The organism is Cycloclasticus sp. P1, from assembly GCF_000299965.1.
GTDB lineage: Bacteria > Pseudomonadota > Gammaproteobacteria > Methylococcales > Cycloclasticaceae > Cycloclasticus > Cycloclasticus pugetii.
Genome location: NC_018697.1, coordinates 1,148,529 through 1,170,635 on the forward strand (window position 1 = coordinate 1,148,529; position 22,107 = coordinate 1,170,635).

Below are 22,107 nucleotides of genomic sequence, written 5' to 3' on the forward strand. Positions count from 1 at the left end.
TATGTCAGATATTGATTGGCAAGATTACTCCATTGAAACGCAGGGTGTTAGAGCAGGTCAGCACAGAACGCCAGAAAATGAACATAGTGATGCAATTTTTCCAACGTCGAGTTATGTTTTTGGTAGCGCACAAGAGGCCTTTGAGAGATTTTCAGGAAAAGCTGCGGGTAATATTTATTCGCGTTTTACAAACCCTACAGTTAGAGCTTTCGAAAATCGCCTTGCTGTAATGGAAGGCGCCGAACGTGCAATGGCAACATCGTCAGGCATGGCGGCGATTAATGTTGTTTGTTTAGGCTTGTTAAGCGCCGGTGATCACGTCATTTGTTCGCGTAGCGTTTTTGGAAATACTGCATTGATGTTTAAAAATATCATGCAAAAATTTGCCGTAGAGACCACCTTTGTAGATCTCGATGATATCAACGCATGGGCGTCAGCAATAAAGCCAAATACAAGGTTTCTTTTTTTAGAAACACCATCTAACCCTCTTGGCAATGTAGCAGATATAAAAGCACTAGCCGAATTAGCACATGCCAATGGTGCGTTGCTTATCGTTGATAATGTTTATTGTACGCCGGCCTTGCAAAAACCACTGAGCTTAGGCGCTGATTTGGTTGTTCACTCGGCGACTAAATATATAGATGGTCAAGGTCGCTGTATTGGTGGTGCTGTTGTTGGCAATAACGCACTGATAGAAGAAAAAATTTATCCAATTTTACGTACCGCAGGTCATACGATGAGCCCATTTAATGCATGGGTATTTCATAAAGGCTTAGAGACTCTATCGTTACGGATGGAAAAACATTGTTCCAATGCACTGATTGTTGCGAGATGGTTAGAACAGCAATCGAATGTTGAAAAAGTCTATTACACTGGCTTAGCTAATCATCCACAACATGAGCTTGCTAAGCAGCAACAAAGCGGTTTTGGTGGCATTGTTAGCTTTGAAGTAAAGGGCGGTAAAAACAATGCTTGGAAAGTTATTGATATGACGCAGATGATTTCGATAACCGCTAACCTAGGTGATGTAAAAAGCATGATTACTCACCCATCGACCACAACTCATGGACGTCTAACCGAAGATGAGCGTAACAAAGCTGGTATAACAGACGCCTTAATACGCTTAGGCGTTGGCTTAGAAAATGCTGACGATATAACAGCAGATTTAAATCGAGGTCTGTCATCCTTTTAATGTTTTCTATTGGCATCTAAAAAACCAAAGACGTTGAAGTTTATCGGTTTCTTTAAATCACAAAAAAGTTGTCTTAATGCAAGCAGACTAACCAAGACATTCTAATGATCGGTTGATATTAATCGACGTAAGCGCACTTTCAACATTCACATGTATTGCGCTTAGCTTTAAAATAAACAGTAAATAAATTAATTCGGAGTATCAATCGCATGGGTAGAGCCTACCAAAACCGCAAAGAGTCTATGGCTAAAACGTCTGATATGAAAGCGAAGGTTTATAGCCGTTATGGGCGTGAGATTTATGTTAGCGCAAAGTCAGGTGGTGTTGACCCTGAAGGTAATTTGGCACTTCGTAGCTTAATTGACCGCGCGAAAAAAGACCAAGTGCCTGCTCATGTTATTGAAAAGGCAATTGATAAAGCAAAAGGCGGTGGTGGCGAAGATTATTCTCCCGCACGTTATGAAGGGTATGGGCCTGGTGGAAGTATGGCTATTATTGATTGTCTAACTGATAACCCAAATCGTACATTTGGTGATGTTCGCCAAGCGTTTACTAAAACAAAATGTAAAATTGGCACGCAAGGTAGCGTAAGCCATATGTTTGATCATTCTGCCATTCTAGTGTTTAAACACGATAATGAAGAAGCGGTTTTAGAGATACTAATGGATGCAGACGTAGACGTAACAGATATTGAAAATGAAAATGGTAAAATTTCCGTTTTTGCGTTACCTACCGACTACTTTAAGGCAAAACAAGCATTGCTTGATAAGCTAGGAGAAATTGATTTTGAAGTAGATGAAATTCAGTTTATTCCACAGGCATTTACTACTATGACAGGCGATGATGTAGAACTGTTTGAAAAGTTTCTTGCCATGTTGGATGATTTAGATGATGTGCAACAGGTGTATCACAACGTTGAGTTCAACTAGAAAGGACGGCCTAGTTATTAAGTAAGGGAATGCAGCAAATTGTTCTCAATTGAGGTGGTCAGAAGGGTGCTTGGATGAGCAATTTGAGCACTCAAAAATAACTGCCTAATTAATGAAGACCGCATTAAAACCCAAAATTTAAATGCTGTGTACCAAGTTGGTTACGCGTATCGTTTAGTGCTTGATTAGTCGGCTGTCATGTTTATGTTGGTTGATAAAAAAGTTTTAGTTTATCTAGTTATTAGCTCAATTTCTTCTTTTACATCACCTGTTATTTCTCCACTCGAGTCATAACTTATTTCTAGAAACTTAACACTTAGTTCATCAACAGTTAGTAATGTGGTGCACCGTGTACCGTAATCTTTCCCTTGAATAAAAATAGGTGATAAGAAACGCTCAAATTCGAGGCTAATCCCGGTGTTAGGTAAATCTTGGTCATTAGCTTGGGTTTGCGACTGCATCGTACTTAATAACTCAAATGGGTCGATTTTGTTGCTTGCTAACGATTTTTCTACGGCCGCTGTAGCGGTAGATAATTTTGGCCACGGGGTATTTAAGGAGGCATTACAAAGCCCATGAATACCAGCAGGTACTTGTTGAACATGTAACGAGTCATTAGAGTAATACCACAAGCCAGTGTGATCCATTAATAATAAATTGAATAACCCGTAATCAGCACGCCGTTTTTTTAGTTTTTCTATGAAGTCTGGAGCTGTGGATTGTTGAGATAAGAAATCACGCACTAAATGGCCGCGGGATAGTTTTGTATTTTCTATAAAGGGAGGTTTCCGCACATTAGTTAGTGCTGCTAGTCGGCCTGAGGTATCGGTACTTAACCAACTACCGCCAGCAACATGGTCTATGCCACCGAAAATATGCGGTTGATCTGGCCAATAACCAGCGGCTTGTGTTGCACGCTGATAATATTCGTCACGGTTAGCAACCAGCACTAATTTATAGAGGTCGTTTGGTTGGTATTTAAAAATGATTAGGCACATTGAGAATTGTGATATTTGTTTTAAATAACCGCATGTGTATATAAAACACCTTATCGCTAAACCTGTCAATTTTGAGTGCTAAATGCTAAAATATTCACCCTGATTGGTAAGTATTGCTTGCTTAAAGCCCCAAATTTTAAACCTAGGAGTGATCTGTGTTAGAAGAATATCGTAACCATGTAAATGAACGAGCTGCTTTGGGTATTGTTCCAAAGCCACTGGATGCCGAGCAAGTTGCTGGCCTTGTTGAGTTATTAAAAGCGCCGCCAGCAGGAGAAGAAGAGTTCTTGCTTGATTTGATCATTAATCGCGTACCAGCAGGAGTAGATGAAGCTGCTTATGTAAAAGCAGGTTTTTTAGCCGCTATCGCAAAAGGCGAAGCCTCTTCTCCATTAATCGACCGAGTTAGAGCCACTGAGTTGTTAGGCACCATGTTAGGTGGCTACAATATTATGCCATTGGTTGAACTTCTTGATGACGCAGAACTTGCCGAAACAGCTGCAGATCAGCTATCTCAGATTCTACTAGTGTTTGATGCTTTTCATGATGTTCAAGAAAAGGCAGAGGCTGGCAATGCTGCTGCTAAACGTGTGATTCAATCATGGGCAGATGCCGAATGGTTTACCAATAAAAAACCGCTTGCCGAAAAGTTAACCGTTAAAGTATTTGAAGTCACTGGTGAAACTAATACTGATGACTTATCACCAGCCCCTGATGCATGGTCTCGTCCTGATATTCCTTTACACGCGCTTGCGATGCTTAAAATGCCACGTGAAGGCATTCAACCAGATGTCCCAGGTGAAAGAGGACCAATCGCTCAAATTGACGAAATGGAAAAAGACGGTATTCCTCTCGCCTATGTAGGTGATGTTGTCGGCACAGGCTCCTCTCGTAAATCTGCTACTAACTCAGTGTTGTGGTTTATGGGTGATGATATTCCTTACATCCCTAATAAACGTGCGGGTGGTGTTTGTATTGGTGGCAAAATTGCGCCAATTTTCTTTAACACAATGGAAGATTCAGGCGCATTACCGATTGAAATGGATGTGTCTAAATTACACATGAATGATGTTATTGATATTTATCCATATGAAGGAAAAGTCACTAAAAGTGGCACCGATGAAGTGTTGGCTGAATTCAAATTAAAATCAAACGTGATTCTTGATGAAGTTCAGGCTGGTGGCCGTATTCCTTTAATTATTGGACGTGGTTTAACATTACGCGCACGTAAATCACTTGGCTTGGAAGCATCAGAGATATTTAGAACTCCAGAAGCTCACGAAGATAGTGGTAAAGGCTTCACCTTAGCGCAAAAAATGGTTGGTAAAGCCTGTGGCGTAAAAGGGATTAGAGCTGGCGTTTACTGCGAACCACATATGACCACTGTTGGTTCACAAGATACAACAGGCCCGATGACTCGTGACGAATTGAAAGATTTGGCTTGCTTAGGTTTCTCAGCAGACCTAGTGATGCAATCTTTCTGTCATACTGCGGCTTACCCTAAGCCAGTTGATGTTACAACTCACCACACCTTGCCAGACTTTATTATGAATCGTGGTGGCGTGCCGTTACGTCCGGGCGATGGAATTATCCATTCATGGTTAAACCGTATGTTGCTTCCAGATACTGTGGGTACAGGTGGTGACTCTCATACACGTTTCCCATTAGGTATTTCATTCCCTGCTGGTTCTGGTCTAGTAGCCTTTGCTGCAGCAACAGGTGTTATGCCATTGGATATGCCAGAGTCTGTTTTGGTGCGCTTTACTGGTGAAATGCAACCAGGTATTACGCTACGTGATATGGTCAATGCTATTCCTTTAGCGGCTATCGACAAAGGTTTACTAACGGTAGCGAAAGAAGGCAAAATTAATGCTTTCTCTGGTCGTATTCTTGAAATTGAAGGCTTACCTGATTTGAAAGTTGAGCAAGCATTTGAACTATCGGATGCTTCTGCGGAGCGTTCAGCGGCCGGCTGTACTATTAAGTTAAACAAAGAACCTATCATTGAATATCTGAATTCAAATATCACCATGTTGAAATGGATGATTGCTGAAGGTTATGGTGATGTTAGAACGATTGAACGTCGTATTACTTCAATGGAAGAATGGCTGGCTAATCCAGAACTAATGGAAGCCGATGCCGATGCTGAATATGCAGAAATCATTGAAATTAACATGAGCGATATTCACGAGCCTATTCTTGCATGCCCTAATGACCCTGATGATGTCAAAACATTATCAGATGTTGCTGGTACAAAGATTGATGAAGTTTTTATCGGTTCTTGTATGACAAATATTGGTCATTTCCGAGCAGCGGGTAACTTATTGCAAGAGTATGGCGGTGTAACCCCAACTCGTTTGTGGATTGCACCTCCAACTAAAATGGATGAGGCGCAATTGACAGCAGAAGGTTATTACAATATTTATGGAACATCAGGTGCACGTACTGAAATGCCAGGGTGTTCGCTTTGCATGGGGAACCAAGCACGTGTTGCAGAGAAGTCTACAGTTATTTCAACCTCTACACGTAACTTCCCTAATCGTTTAGGAAATGGTGCTTTTGTCTACTTAGCGTCGGCAGAACTGGCAGCAGTGGGGGCAATATTAGGTAAGATTCCAACTAAAGAAGAGTATATGGAATACGCCAATAAAATTGATACCATGGCGGATGAAACATACCGATACTTAAACTTTGATCAAATTGAAGAGTATCAAAAATCAGCGGATACAGTGAAGATTGCTGCTAAAGCTTGATATTGCTAGATAGTTAGGTAAGAAAAAAGGCGCTGTTTTAACAGCGCCTTTTTTTGTGATATTGTTTTTTCAAATGATTTTAAATTCATCTAAAAAAATGATGCGTGAATTTTGCAGTATGAAAGGCTCTGGGGATATTCAAATCAACTTATTATTTAATGTACCCCAGTCATAGATGGGTGAATGAACTGAATAAAGTTGTTTATCAATAATTTAATGATACAGTTATATATAAATTCCCGCTGTTTTACTTAGTTTCAAGTTTCGGGCAATATACCAATAAATATTATTATTTTGGTAAAAGTGAAACTCCATATGAATAGTAGATAAGGACTATGTTGATTTAGAAAAAAGGAATATTTTCGATTTTATTAACTTGGAGCGTTCTTAATGAGACTAAGTACCCGTTTATCCATTATTGTTTTTAGCCTTGGCTTAACAATAACTGTACTTAATTTATATGCTGTAAGACATGAGGTCCTCCAACAGCAAACACACACACACAGAATATTTGCTGAAACGTTAGTTCGCACCATGGCGAGTGTGGTTGCCGATGATGTGATTAATGGTGATAAGGAGCAATTAACACAAATGCTGCAGGTTGCTCAAAACTACAAGAATAACTCGATTGAGTATTTGTATGTTATAGATAGGGAGGGTCATCTTTTTGCCCATTCATATGATACAGACTTCCCTAAATTTTTAAATAAACAGATTGCTAAGTACCCATCAACACTGAATGGTTCGAGACCAATTAATCTCGTTGCTCAATATAATATTGAAAATCGGGGGCTTATTTATGAATATGCTGTTGCACTAACTCCCAGCCTTTCGGGGCAAATGCACCTTGGATTAAACCAAACGAAAATTCAGGTAGCTGTTAATACGGCTAGTAAAAAAACACTCTTCTTCGGTATGGTGTTATCTATGCTATTTACATTGCTAGCATGGCTCGCTACTCGCTATGTAGTTCGTCCAATTGAACAAATTTCCACTACGTTACAGAATTATCAACCTGGGGGAAGTATCGACTTTTCATTTAAGCAATCAGACGCCCTAGATATTCAAACACTTAAGTACTCGTTAAAAGAAGCTTTCAATTCTCGTGATTACTATGAAAACCTTTTAAAGCAACGAGAACAAGACTTAGAGGTGACATTGAGTAGTATTGGAGATGCGGTTATTACTACTGATGAACAGGGACATGTGACTCGAATGAACCATGTTGCAGAAACGTTAACTGGCTGGTCAATAGAAGAAGCGCAAGGGCAGACAGTCAAAACAATTTTTCCTATTATCAATGCGTCTACAAAAGAGCCAATACCAAACCCTGTGGAAAAGGTACTCGAAACCGGTGAGACGGTTTATTTGAGTAACCATACGACCTTAATATCAAAAGAAGGTGATGAATATCAAATTGCAGACTCAGCAGCAGCTATTCGTGATGTAAATAATAATATTTTGGGCATGGTGTTAGTGTTTAATGATGTAACTGAGCAGTATGAGTTACGCCAAGCAGCGCTTCAAGCTCAACAGCAAGTTGAAAAAGCATTTAATGATATGCAGACGATGGTCGCTGTCCTAGATACTGATTTTAGAGTTACTTTTATCAATAATACGCCGCTAGAATCTCTCAGTCTTAAAGCAGAGGATGTTATTGGGAAAGAATTTTGGATGAATGACTGGTTTACTTATAACTCAGCTCTCCAAAAGACTATTCAGAGTGATTGTATCGAAGCCTTTAATGGGCGAAAGACGCTACGCGATATTGAGATAATGACTAATAACGGTGTACTGGCTCTTCAGATAGGCTTTCACCCTATACGCGATGAGAACAATAAAGTTACTCAGTTAGTAGCTGAAGGTGTTGATGTCAGTGTACGTAAGCACCTGGAAACTGAGATGCGCGCATCAATGCAGCACCTACAGCTATATCGCGAACAAACGCCATTGGCAGCTATAGAATGGAGCATCGATTTTGAGGTTGTTAATTGGAATAAAGCGGCAGAGTTAATGTTTGGTTACACACTCAAAGAAGTCGAAGGGCGTAACTTTTCCGACATGATATTACCAGAAAGTGCAGTGATAGATGTCGATAAAATATGGCAGGGCTTGATGACGAATACGGGTGGTAAAAACAGTAGAAATGAGAATGTTACAAAAGAAGGCAAGATCATCTTATGTGAGTGGTATAACAACCCGCTGATTAATGAGTCAGGTCAGGTGATTGGTGCAGTCTCGCTGGTTCGAGATATAACACAGGAACATGCTTCGCAACAAGCATTGATGAAAAGTGAACAAGAGCAACGCGATATTCTGGACACACTCAGGGACGGCATTATTACGCTTAGTGAGACGGGGGTCATACAGTCCTTTAACCGCGCTGCCGAGCATTTATTTGGTGTAAGTAGCGTAGAAGCAATTGGTCAAAATATATCGATATTAGTACGTGAAAAAGATGAAGGTCAGCCTGAGGGTTATAGTCAAGCAAACGCCATGTGTCTTTTAGCTGGTTCTCGCGAAGCTGTTGGTGTATACAAAAAAAACACCACATTCCCTATGCGCCTTACCCTTGCAGAGTTGCCAGTTTCAGCTAATGGACAACACCGATTTGCCTGTTCATGCCAAGACTTAACTGAAATAAAGTCTCAGCAAGCTCAGATTCAACGGGCACAGAAAATGGATGCTTTAGGCAAACTGGTGGGTGGTATAGCGCACGATTACAATAATATGTTGGGGGTTATTTTAGGTTATACCAGTCTCATGGAAATGAAATTTTCCAATGTTAAAGGTTTGCAAAAATACATTGGAAATATAAGCCAGGCAGGGGAACGAGCAAGACAGTTGACTAAGCGGATGCTTGCTTTTTCTAAGCAAAAGAGCACAGAGGCTGAAGCCGAAGCCGAAGCGGTTGATGTTAATAGTCTAGTGGATGATCAAAAAGATCTAATTAACAAGTCACTAACAGCAATGATCACAGTTCATTACCAACTGTGTGACTCACTAGGGCTTATATGGATTGATAAAAGTGAACTTGAAGACACGTTGCTGAATTTAGTGATCAATGCTAAACATGCCATGCCAGATGGAGGGCAACTAACTGTTAGTACAGGTGCCGTGCACCTTTCTCAGATAGAGGCAGAGATGCTTGGATTAACTGAAAATGATTATATAACATTATCGGTTAAAGATAATGGCTGCGGAATAGATAAAGACATTGTAGATTTCATCTTTGACCCATTCTTTACGACGAAAGGTATTGATGGAACAGGGCTTGGTTTAAGCCAAGTATATGGTTTTGCAGGGCGATCTGGCGGTACGATAAAAGTATATTCAGAAAAAGGCCTAGGCAGTGAGTTTACCTTATATTTCCCTCTGTATCGTGGTGAGGAAAGGAATGATACTGGCCCTATTGAAGTAAAACCATATCGTCAAGGTGAAGGGCAAGCAATTTTAGTCGTCGATGACGAACCTGCTTTACGAAAGCTAGCTCTAGAAATTTTAACGTTGGCTGGCTATCAAGTGTTGCTAGCAAGAAATGGTAACGAGGCTATAGAGATGTTAGCAACAACGAAATTTGACTTGGTTTTAAGTGATGTCATTATGCCTCAAATGGATGGTTATCAGCTTGCGAAGCATATCAAAGAAAATTATCCGAGTATTAAAGTTCAATTGGCTACGGGCTTTAGCAGTAATCGTCACTCAGCAATGAAAGATAAAAGTTTGCAGAACAACATGATGTATAAACCGTATCGTACAGGTGAATTGCTAAGGCGAGTTTCAACGTTGATCTATGGTAATGATGATGATTGAAGTTAAAAGTTATGAGCTATGGCATTGGGCTCCAGAGATGAGTGTAGGGATAGATGCTATTGATAAATATCACAAACGCTTATTTCAGTTATTTTATGAAGCTCATGTGATAGCCGAGAATGGGGGTGAGAGGGCGCTGCTAAATAAATTAGCAATGGGCCTTCTCCTATATGGAGAATCATATTTTACGCGTAAAGAAGCTATTATGCAGTCATTGAGTTACCCGTTTGCTGATAGTGAAGTCGCTCTTCACCAAATGATAAGTCAAGAATTACACCAGAAATTCAAAAATACCGTTAAAGAAAATGGGGACATTGCAGGGTTCATTGTGTATCTAAAAGACTGTTTTATAGAGTATCTAAATAAAACGAATCAACATATTAAGCGGTTTAGCAAGGAGCATGAACGAGAAATTGAAGACGCTCTAAATGTAGATGGGTTTCTTACGCTACCAGAGGAAATTATTATTTATGTGGTAGATGATGAGCCGCAACAAGTTGAAATGCTTAAAGAATTGATTGAGGTAGCTGGGTTTTCTGCAAAAGGTTTTACATCGGCAGTTGAGTTTATCAATCAGCCTGTTAGTAGTGATGATATCGTGGTGCTTGATTTAAATATGCCAGAAATGGATGGTATCGAAGTGATGAGGCACCTTCATGCAAAGGGAAGCGTGCCAAGTTATGTACTGATTAGTGGATTTGATGAGAAAGTGCTACATTCCGCTAGACAATTTGCTGATGCAAAAAAAGTGGTCGTTGCTAGAACATTAACAAAACCACTGGAGCCATATAGTTTTATTGATGAAATAAAGCAAATATATACCCATAAGAAGATCATGCTTGATAAAACTGACCTTTCTCCATTAATCTCAACATCTAGCACATCATTATTTACTCTGGCAGATTTACAGCACGCAATTGAGTCTCACTATTTGGTTATTTTTTATCAGCCACAGATTGAATTAAGGTCAGGGAAAGTAGTTGGTTTTGAAGCATTAGTTCGTTTGCAACACCCCGAGCGTGGCATGATATTTCCGGATCAATTTATAGGTCTAGCAGAACAAAATAATCTGATTTCAAGTATTACCAATGAAGTGATAGATTTGGTCATCACTGATTACGGCTTATTTTGTGAAAAAAGTATTGAACCAAACATTTCAATTAACATTTCTGCACAAGATTTATTGGATTTATCTTTACCAGAGCAATTAAGTACGAGGCTAGCTAATGTTGGTATCCCAACAGGAGCCATTACTTTTGAGTTAACAGAATCAGCAGTTTTAACATCTATTTCTGACTCGCTAGATATTATGAATAGACTCCGAATGAAAGGCTTTGCCTTATCAATTGATGATTTTGGTACAGGTCACTCATCACTTGTGCAACTTTACCAAGCACCCTTTACAGAGCTGAAAATTGACCGTAGCTTTGTGATGAAAATGTTAGACGATGACGAAGCAATGTCTATCGTCAAAGTTTGCATTTACCTTGCTAAAGAATTAAAAGTGGAAACGGTTGCTGAAGGTGTTGAAACAGAGGAGATATGGAATAAACTAAAGGAGCTAGGCTGTGACATTGCGCAAGGCTTCTACCGCGCAAAACCAATGTCATTAAAAGCGTGTTGTGATTGGTTAACGACAGAGTTTAATATCAAGAGTTAGCGTGAACCATGTTTAGCGGCTTGATAGCAAAAACAATTCGAACATAATGATATTAAACTGAAAGAAAGTCTCTATAAGGTTTAACGAAAAATGTAAATAATAAGCGCCTTTAAAAGGTTTGAGGTTAGCAGAAATTTGTACGAAGGAGCGTTTTTGAAAAATGGACCAATCGGCTGGTTTGTTAGATAAAAAGGCGCTGTTAAAACAGCGCCTTTTATGGCTTTAGCGTTTCTAATAGCTTAGTGATTATCACACTCTGCTAGGAAGGTTAGCAGCTCTTCCCTGTATTTATAATAATCAGGGTGCGATACCAGTGCCTTACGTGTTCGAGGACGTGGTAAATCCACTTTCATAACTTTACCAACCTTAGCATTAGGTCCATTGGTCATCATCACAACACGATCAGCCAGTAAAATAGCTTCATCAACATCGTGTGTCACCATAATGGCAGTGACTTTAGTCCGTGTCCAAACTTCCATTAACACCTCCTGAAGCTCCCACCTTGTTAAAGAATCTAACATACCAAATGGTTCATCGAGTAACAGTAATTTAGGGGAGAGGGCGAAGGCACGTGAAATACCGACACGCTGTTTCATACCATTTGAAAGTTCAGCGGCTTTCTTATTGAAGGCTTCACTTAAGCCCACTTTACTTAAATAGTACTCAACAATGCTATTTCGTTCTGCTGGGGTGCAATGCGGATAAACTCGCTCGACGCCTAAAGCAACATTTTCTTTCGCACTTAACCAAGGAAAAAGGCTAGGGGCTTGGAAAACAACTGCTCTGTCAGGGCCCGCGGCACTGACTTCTTTCTTGTCCAAAACAATACCGCCATCGCTGATGTCGGTTAACCCTGCGGTCATAGACAATACAGTCGATTTGCCACAACCGGAATGGCCAATAATTGAAATAAACTCGCCTTTTCCTATATTTAGTTCAAATTTATCGACTACTGTTAAGGGACCTTTCGGTGTTGGGTAAACCTTGGTTAAATTAAAATACTCTAAGTATTTTTTATCACCCATATTATTTGAATAAGGTTTCAGTGCATCAGGCTTCTCGTCGTCACTAAGACCAAAGTCACTGGCTGTATTAGGCTGGACATTGGGTAATTGATAAACATTACTTGTTGAATCAGCACTATCACCGATGCCGACACTCATTAAATATTGAGTAATATCACTGCGTAATTTTTTAAAATTTTCATCATGGTTCATGGCTGTTCTATCGCGCGGCCTTGGCAGATCAACAATGAATTCGGGACCAAACGTAGCATTTGGCCCCGGGTTTAATGGAATAATCCGGTCGGCCATTATCAACCCTTCATCTACATCATTCGTGATGAGTACCACGGTTTTTTTCTCTTGTTCCCAAATTCTAATGATTTCATCTTGTAGGTTCGCGCGCGTTAATGCATCTAGTGCGCTGAGTGGCTCATCTAATAATAAAACATGTGGGCTTGCCGCCAAAGCTCGTGCAACATTAACACGCTGTCGCATACCACCAGATAGTTCAGAAGGGTGCCTATGCGTCGCATGCGACAATCCCACCATATTGATGTATTTTTCTATGCGTTCTGTTCGTTCAGAAGCAGAAAGATCACTAAAGACAGAATCAACAGCTAATGCAACGTTTCCAAAAACAGTTAACCAAGGCATTAAGGAGTAGCTCTGAAAGACAACACCGCGTTCTGAACTGGGGCCAGTAACTTTTTTACCTTCCATTGTCACTTCACCACTATCAGGTTTAATTAAACCTGCAATAGTGGAGATAAGGGTAGTTTTACCTGTGCCCGAGAACCCAACAATAGCAACAAATTCACCTTCTTTAATATCAAGGTTAATATTGCTCAGAACGTCACTTTTATTGTGACCACTACCGTAGGATTTACTAATATTTTTAAGTGCTAAAAATGACATATCTTTTCTCCTACATTGCGTCGCCGTATGAAAAATATTTTTGCAGCGTCAACATGATACGATCGAGCATAAAACCGATAATACCAATAGTAAACACAGCAACCATAATTTTTCCTAACGATTGAGAACTGCCATTTTGGAATTCATCCCAGACAAATTTACCTAAACCTGGGTTTTGCGCTAGCATTTCTGCAGCAATTAATACCATCCAACCGACACCAAGTGATAGACGTAAGCCTGTAAAAATTAATGGCAGCGAACTAGGTAAAACAATTTTAGTGACTGTTTTCCACCACCCGAGTTGTAAAACCTTTGAGACATTCATTAAGTCTTTATCAATAGTAGATACGCCGACGGCTGTATTAATTAGAGTTGGCCATAATGAACACAATGTTACTGTGATGGCCGATACAAGAAAGGACTTGCTAAATGTAGCGTCCCCCTCAACCACATACAGTGCACTAACAATAAGTGTGACTATAGGTAACCAAGCCAATGGAGAAACAGGTTTAAATATTTGAATAATCGGGTTAATGGCAGCATTAAAAGCAGGGCTTAATCCGCAAATAACACCCAGTGGAATAGCCACAACAGAGGCTAATAAAAAGCCTGCGAAAACAGTCCATAAACTGGTCATAATTTGTTGCGGATAGGTTGCTTTGCCAGTGTAATCACGAATTTTAATAACCGCATCTGGGTTCTTTTCAAGCTTTTTAGCATTACGAACTTCCTGACGTTTGTAAAAAGCGACTTCTTTTTCTTTCTCTTTGTAGTGGTCGGCGGCAAGGCTTTTTGTTTCTTGCCATACCGCAGCAGGGCCAGGAATAGCGCCTAGGCTCGTTTGGATTTTCGCAGCGCCCCAGTCCCAAAACCCAATAAATATCAACATGGCTAATACCGGCACACCAATAACTTTTATCGCTTCTTTTAGCTGTACAACAGGGTCTTCACCAGCCAACAGTTTTACGATGGGTATAAACCAAGTAAAGCCAATTAGTTCTAAAAAATTATTAATTTTTACGGAAATTTTAACGCCTTCATTGGCGACCTTTTTTTCAGGCTTATTGGCAACAGACTCTTGTGAGTCTGCTGATGAATTTGTAGTGTTACTCGCTTCTTGATTTTTCATATTTTTATCTTCTAATGCTGTATCAACAGGCATAGTGTTACCTCTAGTTTTTTTGTTAAATAGGTACCCGCATCATCACGGGTACCTATCATTGTCATACCGTTATTTACTTAACAGTGTCTTTTCCTTTTAAACCAATGTTGAACTTCTCTAGGTAAGCATTGGGTGTGCGGCCATCAAAGGTGATGTTATCGATAAAGTGAGTTTGTGGTTCGCGGTAACCATCGGTATCCCAAGGCATATCTGCTTTAGAAATTTTCCCTTCTTCTAACAACTCTTTAGCGGCTGCTAAATAAATGTCTGGACGGTAGACTTTTTTTGCAATGTCGTGGAACCATTGATCTGATTTTTCGTCGGTAATTTGACCCCAGCGGCGCATTTGGGTTAAGTACCAAATAGCATCTGAATAATAAGGGTAGGTAGCAAAGTAGCGGTAGAAAACGTTGAAGTCTGGTAAGTCACGTTTATCGCCTTTTTCATACTCAAATGTGCCTGTCATGCTGTTAGCGATTACATCGTAGTCAGCACCAACATATTCAGATTGAGACAGGATTTTTACCGCTTCTGGACGGTTTGCATCGTTGTTAGCATCTAACCATTGCGCTGCACGAATTAATGCTTTAATAACGGCTTTATGTGTATTGGGGTTCTTTTCTGCCCACTCTGCACTAACGCCAAATACTTTTTCTGGGTTATTTTTCCAAATTTCATAATCTGTCACAACAGGAACGCCAATACCTTTAAAGACGGCTTGCTGGTTCCAAGGTTCTCCAACGCAATAGCCATAAATAGTACCGGCTTCAAGCGTTGAAGGCATTTGAGGAGGAGGGGTAACCGATAATAAAGCATCCGCATCAATTTGACCGGTGATATCCGTTTTTGAATAATAGCCCGGGTGGATTCCGCCTGCAGCTAACCAATAACGTAGCTCATAGTTATGTGTTGATACGGGGAAAACCATGCCCATATTAAAAGGCTTACCTTCAGATTTATATCGATCAACAACTGGCTTCAGTGCGGTCGCACTAATAGGGTGCACTGGCTTACCATCAGCACCTTTGGGGATATTAGGTTTCATTTCTGCCCAAATATCATTTGAAACAGTAATCGCATTACCATTTAAATCCATACTAAAGGCAGTAATAATATCCGCTTTAGTGCCAAAACCTATGGTTGCACCAAGTGGTTGCCCGGCAAGCATATGTGCACCGTCTAGCTCGCCATCAATCACACGGTCAAGTAACACCTTCCAATTCGCTTGTGGTTCAATGGTGACATACAGGCCTTCATCTTCAAAAAAACCTTTTTCATAGGCAACCGCTAACGGTGCCATATCTGTTAATTTGATAAAACCAAACTTAAGTTCATCTTTTTCAAGTTCTTCAACGGCATGTGCAGCCGTTAAACTACCTGCCATTGTTAACGCTAAAGCAGCCAGACAGCTTTTAAACATGCCTCCGATGTTTCGTTTACTGAAAGTCTTACGATTTTTTTTCATTTTTTTTCCTGTTTACGTTTATAAAATGCAAAAAAAACGCCCGCCGCTTATTTTCGTTTTAAAGAAAACAAGCTAGCAGACGTCTTTGTCTTGTGACCTTATAAGGTCTATTAAGTTTTAAGCCCCAAGTTCGGGGGTGGTACTATTCGTTAGAAATTAAAAAGCAATACCTATGCCAATATTTCACTTGCTGAGATTATGCTTTCTGCTAGATCTACCATTTTGATATTTTTATTCATCGCCATTTTACGCATTGCTTTATAAGCTTCATTTTCACTAATTTTAGAGCGTTGCATAATAATGCCTTTTGCTTTATCGATAATCTTACGTTCACTTAACGTATTTTTCGTTCGCTCTAACTCTTCTTTAATAAGCTGTTGCTCGTTAAAACGAAAACAAGCGGTATCAATAATAGACACAATACGTTTGGCCTGAAGGCCATCTACAATATAAGCACTTACACCTACTTTAATGGCTGCTTGAATAACATCTCTACTGTCTTCGTAGGTAAAGACAATAACCGGAATAGGGTTTTGCACGTTAATTTGTTGTATACAACTAAATAATTGATCAAAACGTTTTTCCGTTACTGCCATCACAATATCTATAGAGCCAGTAAGAGCAGCACGACTAATGTCGCTTAACTGTGATGTAACGGCTGTTACCTCGTAAATAGAGTCAGATAAATGCCCCTGAACATCTAGGAGGTCATCAGCCGTTGTATTAAATAATAGGATTCTAGGTTTCATTAAGTGTCGATTAATGCTTCTTTAAAAAAAGGCTTATATCAATGCCATGACTAGAATTTTGCGCTTACAAAAGCCCACAATTTAGTCGTATCAACGGCTGTTGGGCCGATATTTAAAGCATTATTGTCAGCATTGTAATCTGCATACTTGAGACCAACGGTGTAGTTTTTACCTACTTTTTTAGTAGCCATCAAATCAAACTCAGTACCGTAATCGTAGCTATTATTATCTGAACTAAAGTCATGATAAGCTGCCACAAATTTTATGCCATAAGCAGTCGTCACAGCTGTTAAGTAAATATCTTCAACACCATCACCTGGGGTTACTAAGAATTTATCCGCCCAGCCTTGGTAAGCGTGATTTGTTCCAAGAATTGTTACAAAACGGTCAGCGCCGCCATTACCTTCTTGTAATTCATAACTGGCTTTTAACAATAGCATGTTGATAGGCCCATTAAATGATATTTTTGTGCCGAGTTCAGCCAAAATATAATCAGCATCTATTGAGTTAGGGTTATCAGCGGCATCTGATTGGGTGGCGTATTCAGCTGTATAAATAACCTTAGTCGCATCACTGATAGGCTTAGCACCGCTAAGTCTTAGACCATATGTATTGGTTGAAAAAGCATCTGCATTTTCAAAGTCATATAAATATGCATAAGCTTCAATTTTTGCAGCTTTAAAACCACTATATTGGATATTAAATAAATGTGAATCACTGTCAAAATTATCAAGTGGTTCAGGCGCATCTTCACCAAAGATACGATTTACATTCCATACATAAGCATAATTAATGGTTGTATCACTAAGCGACTGATTAGAAATAGAGAATGCATCCAGTGTTTGCCAATTTTGACGCCAAGCAACCGTACCGATATGCCGATGAAAGGGTGCACCACGATATGTCAATGCTTGTCGCCCCAATTTTACAGACATGTCTTCAAGCCCTGTGTAAAACAAGTAACCTTGATTAAGCTCTGTTTCATTAGGATCAGCAATAACAGGGTATTTAGCACCTTTGGCTTGAGATGGATGCGCATAATTGTTACTAAATAAGCTATGAACACTTTCTACTTCACCAAAAAGCCCAAACCCATAATACGTTCCTGTTTTATAGGCCGCCGTTAATCTAGCGGTATAAGCGTTTGCTTCTTCAGATAAGTTTTCTTGATCGACATTTTCATAACGTAGTCTAGCGCTGTAACTGGCTTTACCACTGGATAGGGCATTTAATATAGATTCCTCCGCCTGCGCTAAAGGAGCTGTTGTCATTAGTATCGTGCTAGCAATAGCGCCTACTATGATAGGGTTTGAGTGACTTTTTTTGTTGCTTTTCATATTAACTCTCTACGTTAAATTTTTTTAAAAAAACATAAAACCTAAAGCAACCAACACGAATATACCGAGTTAGCGCCTTTGCTTTATAAATTAAGGTGTTCATGACTGCGCCGTTACAGTGTGTTATGACTTAATCGAAAGAAATAACAGCTACAAGTAGTGCAATGGTTATGCCAAGTTTAATTTATTGGCAATACAGTGATTGGTAGAGGCTTATGAGGCAAATAAATGCTGCGTCGCATCCTTTAGGTGCTGATATGATAGATAGGCACTAAAATGGTGCGAATGAGAATTAAGCTTGTTAGCCTTAGTCTACTAGGCGAATTGAGCCATTAACATTGACTTGGATAGTTGACGTGTTCTGTTGTAAGTTAGCAGGAGCAGCTTCATCAGTTGCACTGCTTGAAAGCATTCTTGATTTGGCGTAATAGACTGGGCGATGCTGGTTGTTCGAATGGATATTAATTTGATGAACAATATACATATTTTTATCGAACTCGTTAGTGATCGTTTGTGCTTGCGCCTTAAAGTCGGCAATAGCTTGTTTTGTTAATAATTGTTTAGTTGCATTTAATTTTTCTTCTGAGACTTGGTAGCGCAAGGATTTAATTAGTAATTCTTTTTGTAATAAGCCAATCAGCTTGCCTAAGTCCTCACTGTCTTTACTTTCTAGCGTTATAGTTTGAATACCACGCCAAGCTTTAAAAATACGTTTGTTATAAAGTTGATGAGATGTGTATTGCCCACCTTTAACTTTAACGGTTTTAAAGGGGGCGGCTGTTTTAAGAGCCCAAGACATTTTTTGGTTGATTTGTTCAGCCAAAACAGCGGGGTCGTAATGTTCAGCTTCAACAGCAATACTGGCCAGCATCGTATCGGTTTCAACCTCTAAACTAGCAGAAGCTTGTAAATTAACAACTCCATCAAACGGCTTATCATGAGCCATTAGAGGGCTGGTTAAAAATATTAAATTAAACAACAAAATCCATTTATTCATCTTTAACTCATTATTTTATTGGGGTGTAACTTACTATACGGGCCTAAGCTGAATACTATCTTAATGGTTATCTAGTCGGTTTAAACCATTTAAAGCAGCCACTCGATAAGCCTCAGCCATTGTTGGGTAGTTAAAGGTTGTATTAGTAAAATACAGCAGGGTATTTGCTTCGCCTTTTTGCGACATAATCGCCTGCCCAATATGTATAATTTCAGCCGCTTGGTCACCAAAGCAGTGCACACCTAATATTTGTAATGTTTCTGAGTGAAAAATTATTTTTAATAAACCCTGAGTTTCACCAGAAATTTGCGCTCTTGCCAGTGAATCGAAACGTGAATAACCGGTTTCATAAGGTACTTTTTGCTCGGTCAATTCTTTTTCTGTGTAGCCAACTGAACTAATTTCCGGATTAGTATAAATGCCTGTTGGAATGTCTTTAACCAGAGTAGCATCACAAAAACCATCAACGATATGGGTTGCGGCAAAACGGCCTTGATCATAAGCGGCGCTGGCTAAACTTGGATAGCCAATAAAATCTCCAACCGCATAAATATGTTCTTTACCTTCCACTTGGTAATTCTCGTTAACATTAATTTGACCGCGAGAGTTAGGGGTGATGCCGACTTTGTCTAATGCTAGGTCATCAAAGTTACCGGTCCTACCATTGGCCCATAGAAAAATATCAGTTTTAATCTTTTTTCCTGAAACCAATTGGGTAACAACGCTTTTATCGTCAGGTATTATTGAATCGTATTCTTCACTAGAGCGGATAACAACACCTTGGTTTCGCATATCATGGCTTAAGGCATGTACGATTTCTTCATCTAAAAAGGCCAGCAAAGTAGAGTGCGTATTAATAAGGTTAACTTTAACCCCTAACCCTTGAAAGATAGAAGCATATTCGGAACCAATAACGCCCGCTCCATAGATTGTAATTGAGCGTGGTGTGAAGTCTAAGTCTAAAATAGTATCGCTATCAAAAACATTATGATGATTAAAATCCACATCATCAGGACGATAGGGGTGAGAGCCAGGCGCCAACACAAATACCTTGGCAGTTATTTTTTTTACTTTACCACCGGCATTAGGTTTAACCTGCATTGTATTTTCATCAACAAAACTAGCTGTGCCGTATAGCAAGTCAAGATTGTTGCGTTCATAAAAGCCATCTCGCATATCAACCTGTTTTTTTATCACGTCGGTAGCAGAACTTAAAAGTTGAGGAAACGTTAAGTGAAGTCGGCCACCGCAGGCTTCTTTAAACCATCTATTGCGATTAAATTGAATAACACGCTGAACCGCTTGACGTAATGCTTTTGAGGGAATTGTTCCCCAATGAGTACAGCCACCGCCAACCTCTTTATATTTTTCTATGATGGCAACTTTTTTACCTTCTTTACAAGCCTTCATTGCGGCGCCTTCACCTCCTGGGCCTGTGCCTACAACAATTACATCATAGTCATATGTACTCATTAATTGTTCTCATAATTATTTATAAACGTCTGAGCAAGTATACAACAGATACGATAAAATCTGCTTTTCGCCAAGAGTATTTATTAATGCCTGATTTTTTTAATTCGCTCGAAAATGCCTTATTGAGCTCATCGGTTAACGAAACGATTGAGATGACACGGCAAGCTTTTGAGTTGTGCCATCAAAATAGCTCTTTTATTGAGCCAGTAAACCGCATTATTAAACCAATAGACTTCGTACGTTTTCCTGACAAGCCCATCTGTGTTGCACCCAGAGATTTACCACGTAGGCGGCTAGGAACAGAAGTAGGTAAGCGCTCATTTATACACGCTATCGCACACATAGAGTTTAATGCGATTAAATTAGCCCTAGATATTGCTTATCGTTTTAAAGGTATGCCGGCACAGTTTTATAAAGACTGGGTCTATGTTGCTAATGATGAATGTAAGCACTTTCAATTACTATGCAATCATTTAGCGACCTATGATTGTCAATATGGTGACAATCCATCGCATGATGGTTTATGGAGTATGGCCGTTAAAACAGACGATAATTTACTTGCTCGTTTATCATTGGTTCCACGTTACCTAGAAGCTCGTGGGCTTGATGTTACCCCAGCCATGTTGGAAAAACTATATGCCCAAAAAGATATGGACACAGCGGCCATTTTAGAAATTATTTTAGAAGATGAAGTGACACATGTTGAATTTGGTACAAAATGGCTAGATTTTGTTTGTGAAAACGAAGGAGTCGAGCGTGAAGATGTGTTTTTCGAACATGTTGAACGCTTATTAAAAGGTCAAATACTCGGCCCATTTAATAAACCTTTACGGCTCCGGGCCGGTTTTACGCCCAGTGAGTTGTTAGAGCTTGAACGCCTTGATAAACGTAAATTAAAGCAAACATAATATATAGAACCAGCTACGTTAAGACTAAGAAAGTTCGATGAGCTGATAACCGTCTTCACTCCAGTCGAGAACACTGCCGCTATGATCCCATTCTGCTAAAACAAAACGTTCAATCTCTTCCCCGTCCGCAATATGCGAGTGAATATCTGGTCTGTGTGTATGCCCGTGAATAAGACGTTTTACCTGATGTTTTTTAACATAATTAACAACGGTAGAGGTATTAACATCCATAATCTCCATCGACTTGTTTGCTTTATTTAAATGACTTTCTTGCCGGTAGTGTTGAGCCATCGCCAAGCGTTCTTGAAGAGGTTTAGATAAAATGCTTTGTTGCCATTCAGGCGTGTGCGTTAAGTCTCGAAATTTTTGGTATTCGACATCATCACTACACAACAGGTCGCCGTGCATTAATAAGGTACTCGTGCCAAATAAATCAATAATATATTCGTCTTCTAAGCTGACCACCTGAGTATCAGCAAAAAACTTTTTGCCGACCAAGAAGTCTCTATTGCCCGCCAAGAAGTACACCTTAACTCCCTTGGAAGTAACTTTGGCTAAGTGTGTTTTAACTGCTTCATTAGGCGGGGTTGGGTCATCGTCACCAACCCATACGTCAAACAAGTCGCCCAAAATATATAAAGCTGACACATCACTACTTAAGGACTCAAGATAGGCTAAAAATCGCTGCGTATTTTCAGGCCTATCTTGGGTAAGGTGTAAGTCAGAAATAAAATGTATGTGCTGAGTCACGA

General features: G+C 39.7%; 15 protein-coding genes. 6 read left to right on the top strand and 9 right to left on the bottom strand.

Annotated features, from left to right (window positions below; all coding sequences use genetic code 11):
• The first annotated feature begins 1 nt into the window (after position 1).
• Both Q91_RS05510 and Q91_RS05515 read left to right on the top strand, forming a co-directional pair.
• On the top strand, positions 2–1,192 hold the full coding sequence (locus Q91_RS05510; protein ID WP_015005899.1) for an O-succinylhomoserine sulfhydrylase: 1,191 nt from the start codon (positions 2–4) through the stop codon (positions 1,190–1,192).
• Between the two features lie 209 nt (positions 1,193–1,401).
• A complete protein-coding gene (locus tag Q91_RS05515; RefSeq protein ID WP_015005900.1) occupies positions 1,402–2,121 on the top strand; it encodes a YebC/PmpR family DNA-binding transcriptional regulator in 720 nt (239 codons plus the stop codon).
• A gap of 230 nt (positions 2,122–2,351) precedes the next feature.
• Here Q91_RS05515 and Q91_RS05520 read toward each other — a convergent pair whose 3' ends face one another.
• Positions 2,352–3,119: an NRDE family protein gene (locus tag Q91_RS05520; RefSeq protein WP_015005901.1), complete on the bottom strand. Its 768-nt coding sequence runs from the start codon at positions 3,117–3,119 to the stop codon at positions 2,352–2,354.
• A gap of 155 nt (positions 3,120–3,274) precedes the next feature.
• Between Q91_RS05520 and acnB the strand changes: the two genes are divergently transcribed.
• The 3 genes from acnB to Q91_RS05535 all read left to right on the top strand — a co-directional run bounded on the left by acnB (position 3,275) and on the right by Q91_RS05535 (position 11,345).
• Positions 3,275–5,872, top strand: a complete 2,598-nt coding sequence (gene acnB / locus Q91_RS05525; RefSeq protein ID WP_015005902.1) for a bifunctional aconitate hydratase 2/2-methylisocitrate dehydratase — start codon at positions 3,275–3,277, stop codon at positions 5,870–5,872.
• 390 nt (positions 5,873–6,262) lie between these two features.
• A complete protein-coding gene (locus tag Q91_RS05530; protein WP_015005903.1) occupies positions 6,263–9,685 on the top strand; it encodes a PAS domain S-box protein in 3,423 nt (1,140 codons plus the stop codon).
• Complete coding sequence (locus tag Q91_RS05535) at positions 9,672–11,345, top strand: EAL domain-containing protein (RefSeq protein ID WP_041230503.1); 1,674 nt, start codon at positions 9,672–9,674, stop codon at positions 11,343–11,345. The genes Q91_RS05530 and Q91_RS05535 overlap by 14 nt, the downstream gene beginning before the upstream one ends.
• A gap of 239 nt (positions 11,346–11,584) precedes the next feature.
• On the opposite strand, the gene Q91_RS05540 is transcribed toward Q91_RS05535, so the two are convergent.
• From Q91_RS05540 to sthA, 7 genes are all read right to left on the bottom strand, one after another.
• Positions 11,585–13,264, bottom strand: coding sequence for an ABC transporter ATP-binding protein (locus Q91_RS05540; protein WP_015005905.1), 1,680 nt, complete (start codon positions 13,262–13,264; stop codon positions 11,585–11,587).
• A gap of 10 nt (positions 13,265–13,274) precedes the next feature.
• Entirely contained in the window at positions 13,275–14,426 is a 1,152-nt protein-coding gene (locus tag Q91_RS05545; RefSeq protein ID WP_015005906.1) for an ABC transporter permease, read from the bottom strand.
• Between the two features lie 73 nt (positions 14,427–14,499).
• Positions 14,500–15,891: a CmpA/NrtA family ABC transporter substrate-binding protein gene (locus Q91_RS05550; RefSeq protein WP_050999770.1), complete on the bottom strand. Its 1,392-nt coding sequence runs from the start codon at positions 15,889–15,891 to the stop codon at positions 14,500–14,502.
• Between the two features lie 170 nt (positions 15,892–16,061).
• On the bottom strand, positions 16,062–16,640 hold the full coding sequence (locus Q91_RS05555; RefSeq protein WP_015005908.1) for an ANTAR domain-containing response regulator: 579 nt from the start codon (positions 16,638–16,640) through the stop codon (positions 16,062–16,064).
• 50 nt (positions 16,641–16,690) lie between these two features.
• Positions 16,691–17,977 (bottom strand): hypothetical protein, encoded by a 1,287-nt coding sequence (locus tag Q91_RS05560; RefSeq protein WP_015005909.1) that lies wholly within the window; start codon positions 17,975–17,977, stop codon positions 16,691–16,693.
• A 307-nt stretch (positions 17,978–18,284) separates the two neighbouring features.
• Positions 18,285–18,974: an SIMPL domain-containing protein gene (locus tag Q91_RS05565; RefSeq protein ID WP_015005910.1), complete on the bottom strand. Its 690-nt coding sequence runs from the start codon at positions 18,972–18,974 to the stop codon at positions 18,285–18,287.
• Positions 18,975–19,034: 60 nt separating this feature from the next.
• On the bottom strand, positions 19,035–20,447 hold the full coding sequence (gene sthA / locus Q91_RS05570; RefSeq protein WP_015005911.1) for a Si-specific NAD(P)(+) transhydrogenase: 1,413 nt from the start codon (positions 20,445–20,447) through the stop codon (positions 19,035–19,037).
• Between the two features lie 86 nt (positions 20,448–20,533).
• Here sthA and Q91_RS05575 point away from each other — a divergent pair, with 86 nt between their 5' ends.
• Positions 20,534–21,355: a ferritin-like domain-containing protein gene (locus tag Q91_RS05575; protein WP_015005912.1), complete on the top strand. Its 822-nt coding sequence runs from the start codon at positions 20,534–20,536 to the stop codon at positions 21,353–21,355.
• A gap of 24 nt (positions 21,356–21,379) precedes the next feature.
• Here Q91_RS05575 and Q91_RS05580 read toward each other — a convergent pair whose 3' ends face one another.
• On the bottom strand, positions 21,380–22,105 hold the full coding sequence (locus Q91_RS05580) for a UDP-2,3-diacylglucosamine diphosphatase (RefSeq protein ID WP_015005913.1): 726 nt from the start codon (positions 22,103–22,105) through the stop codon (positions 21,380–21,382).
• Between the last annotated feature and the right edge of the window lie 2 nt (positions 22,106–22,107).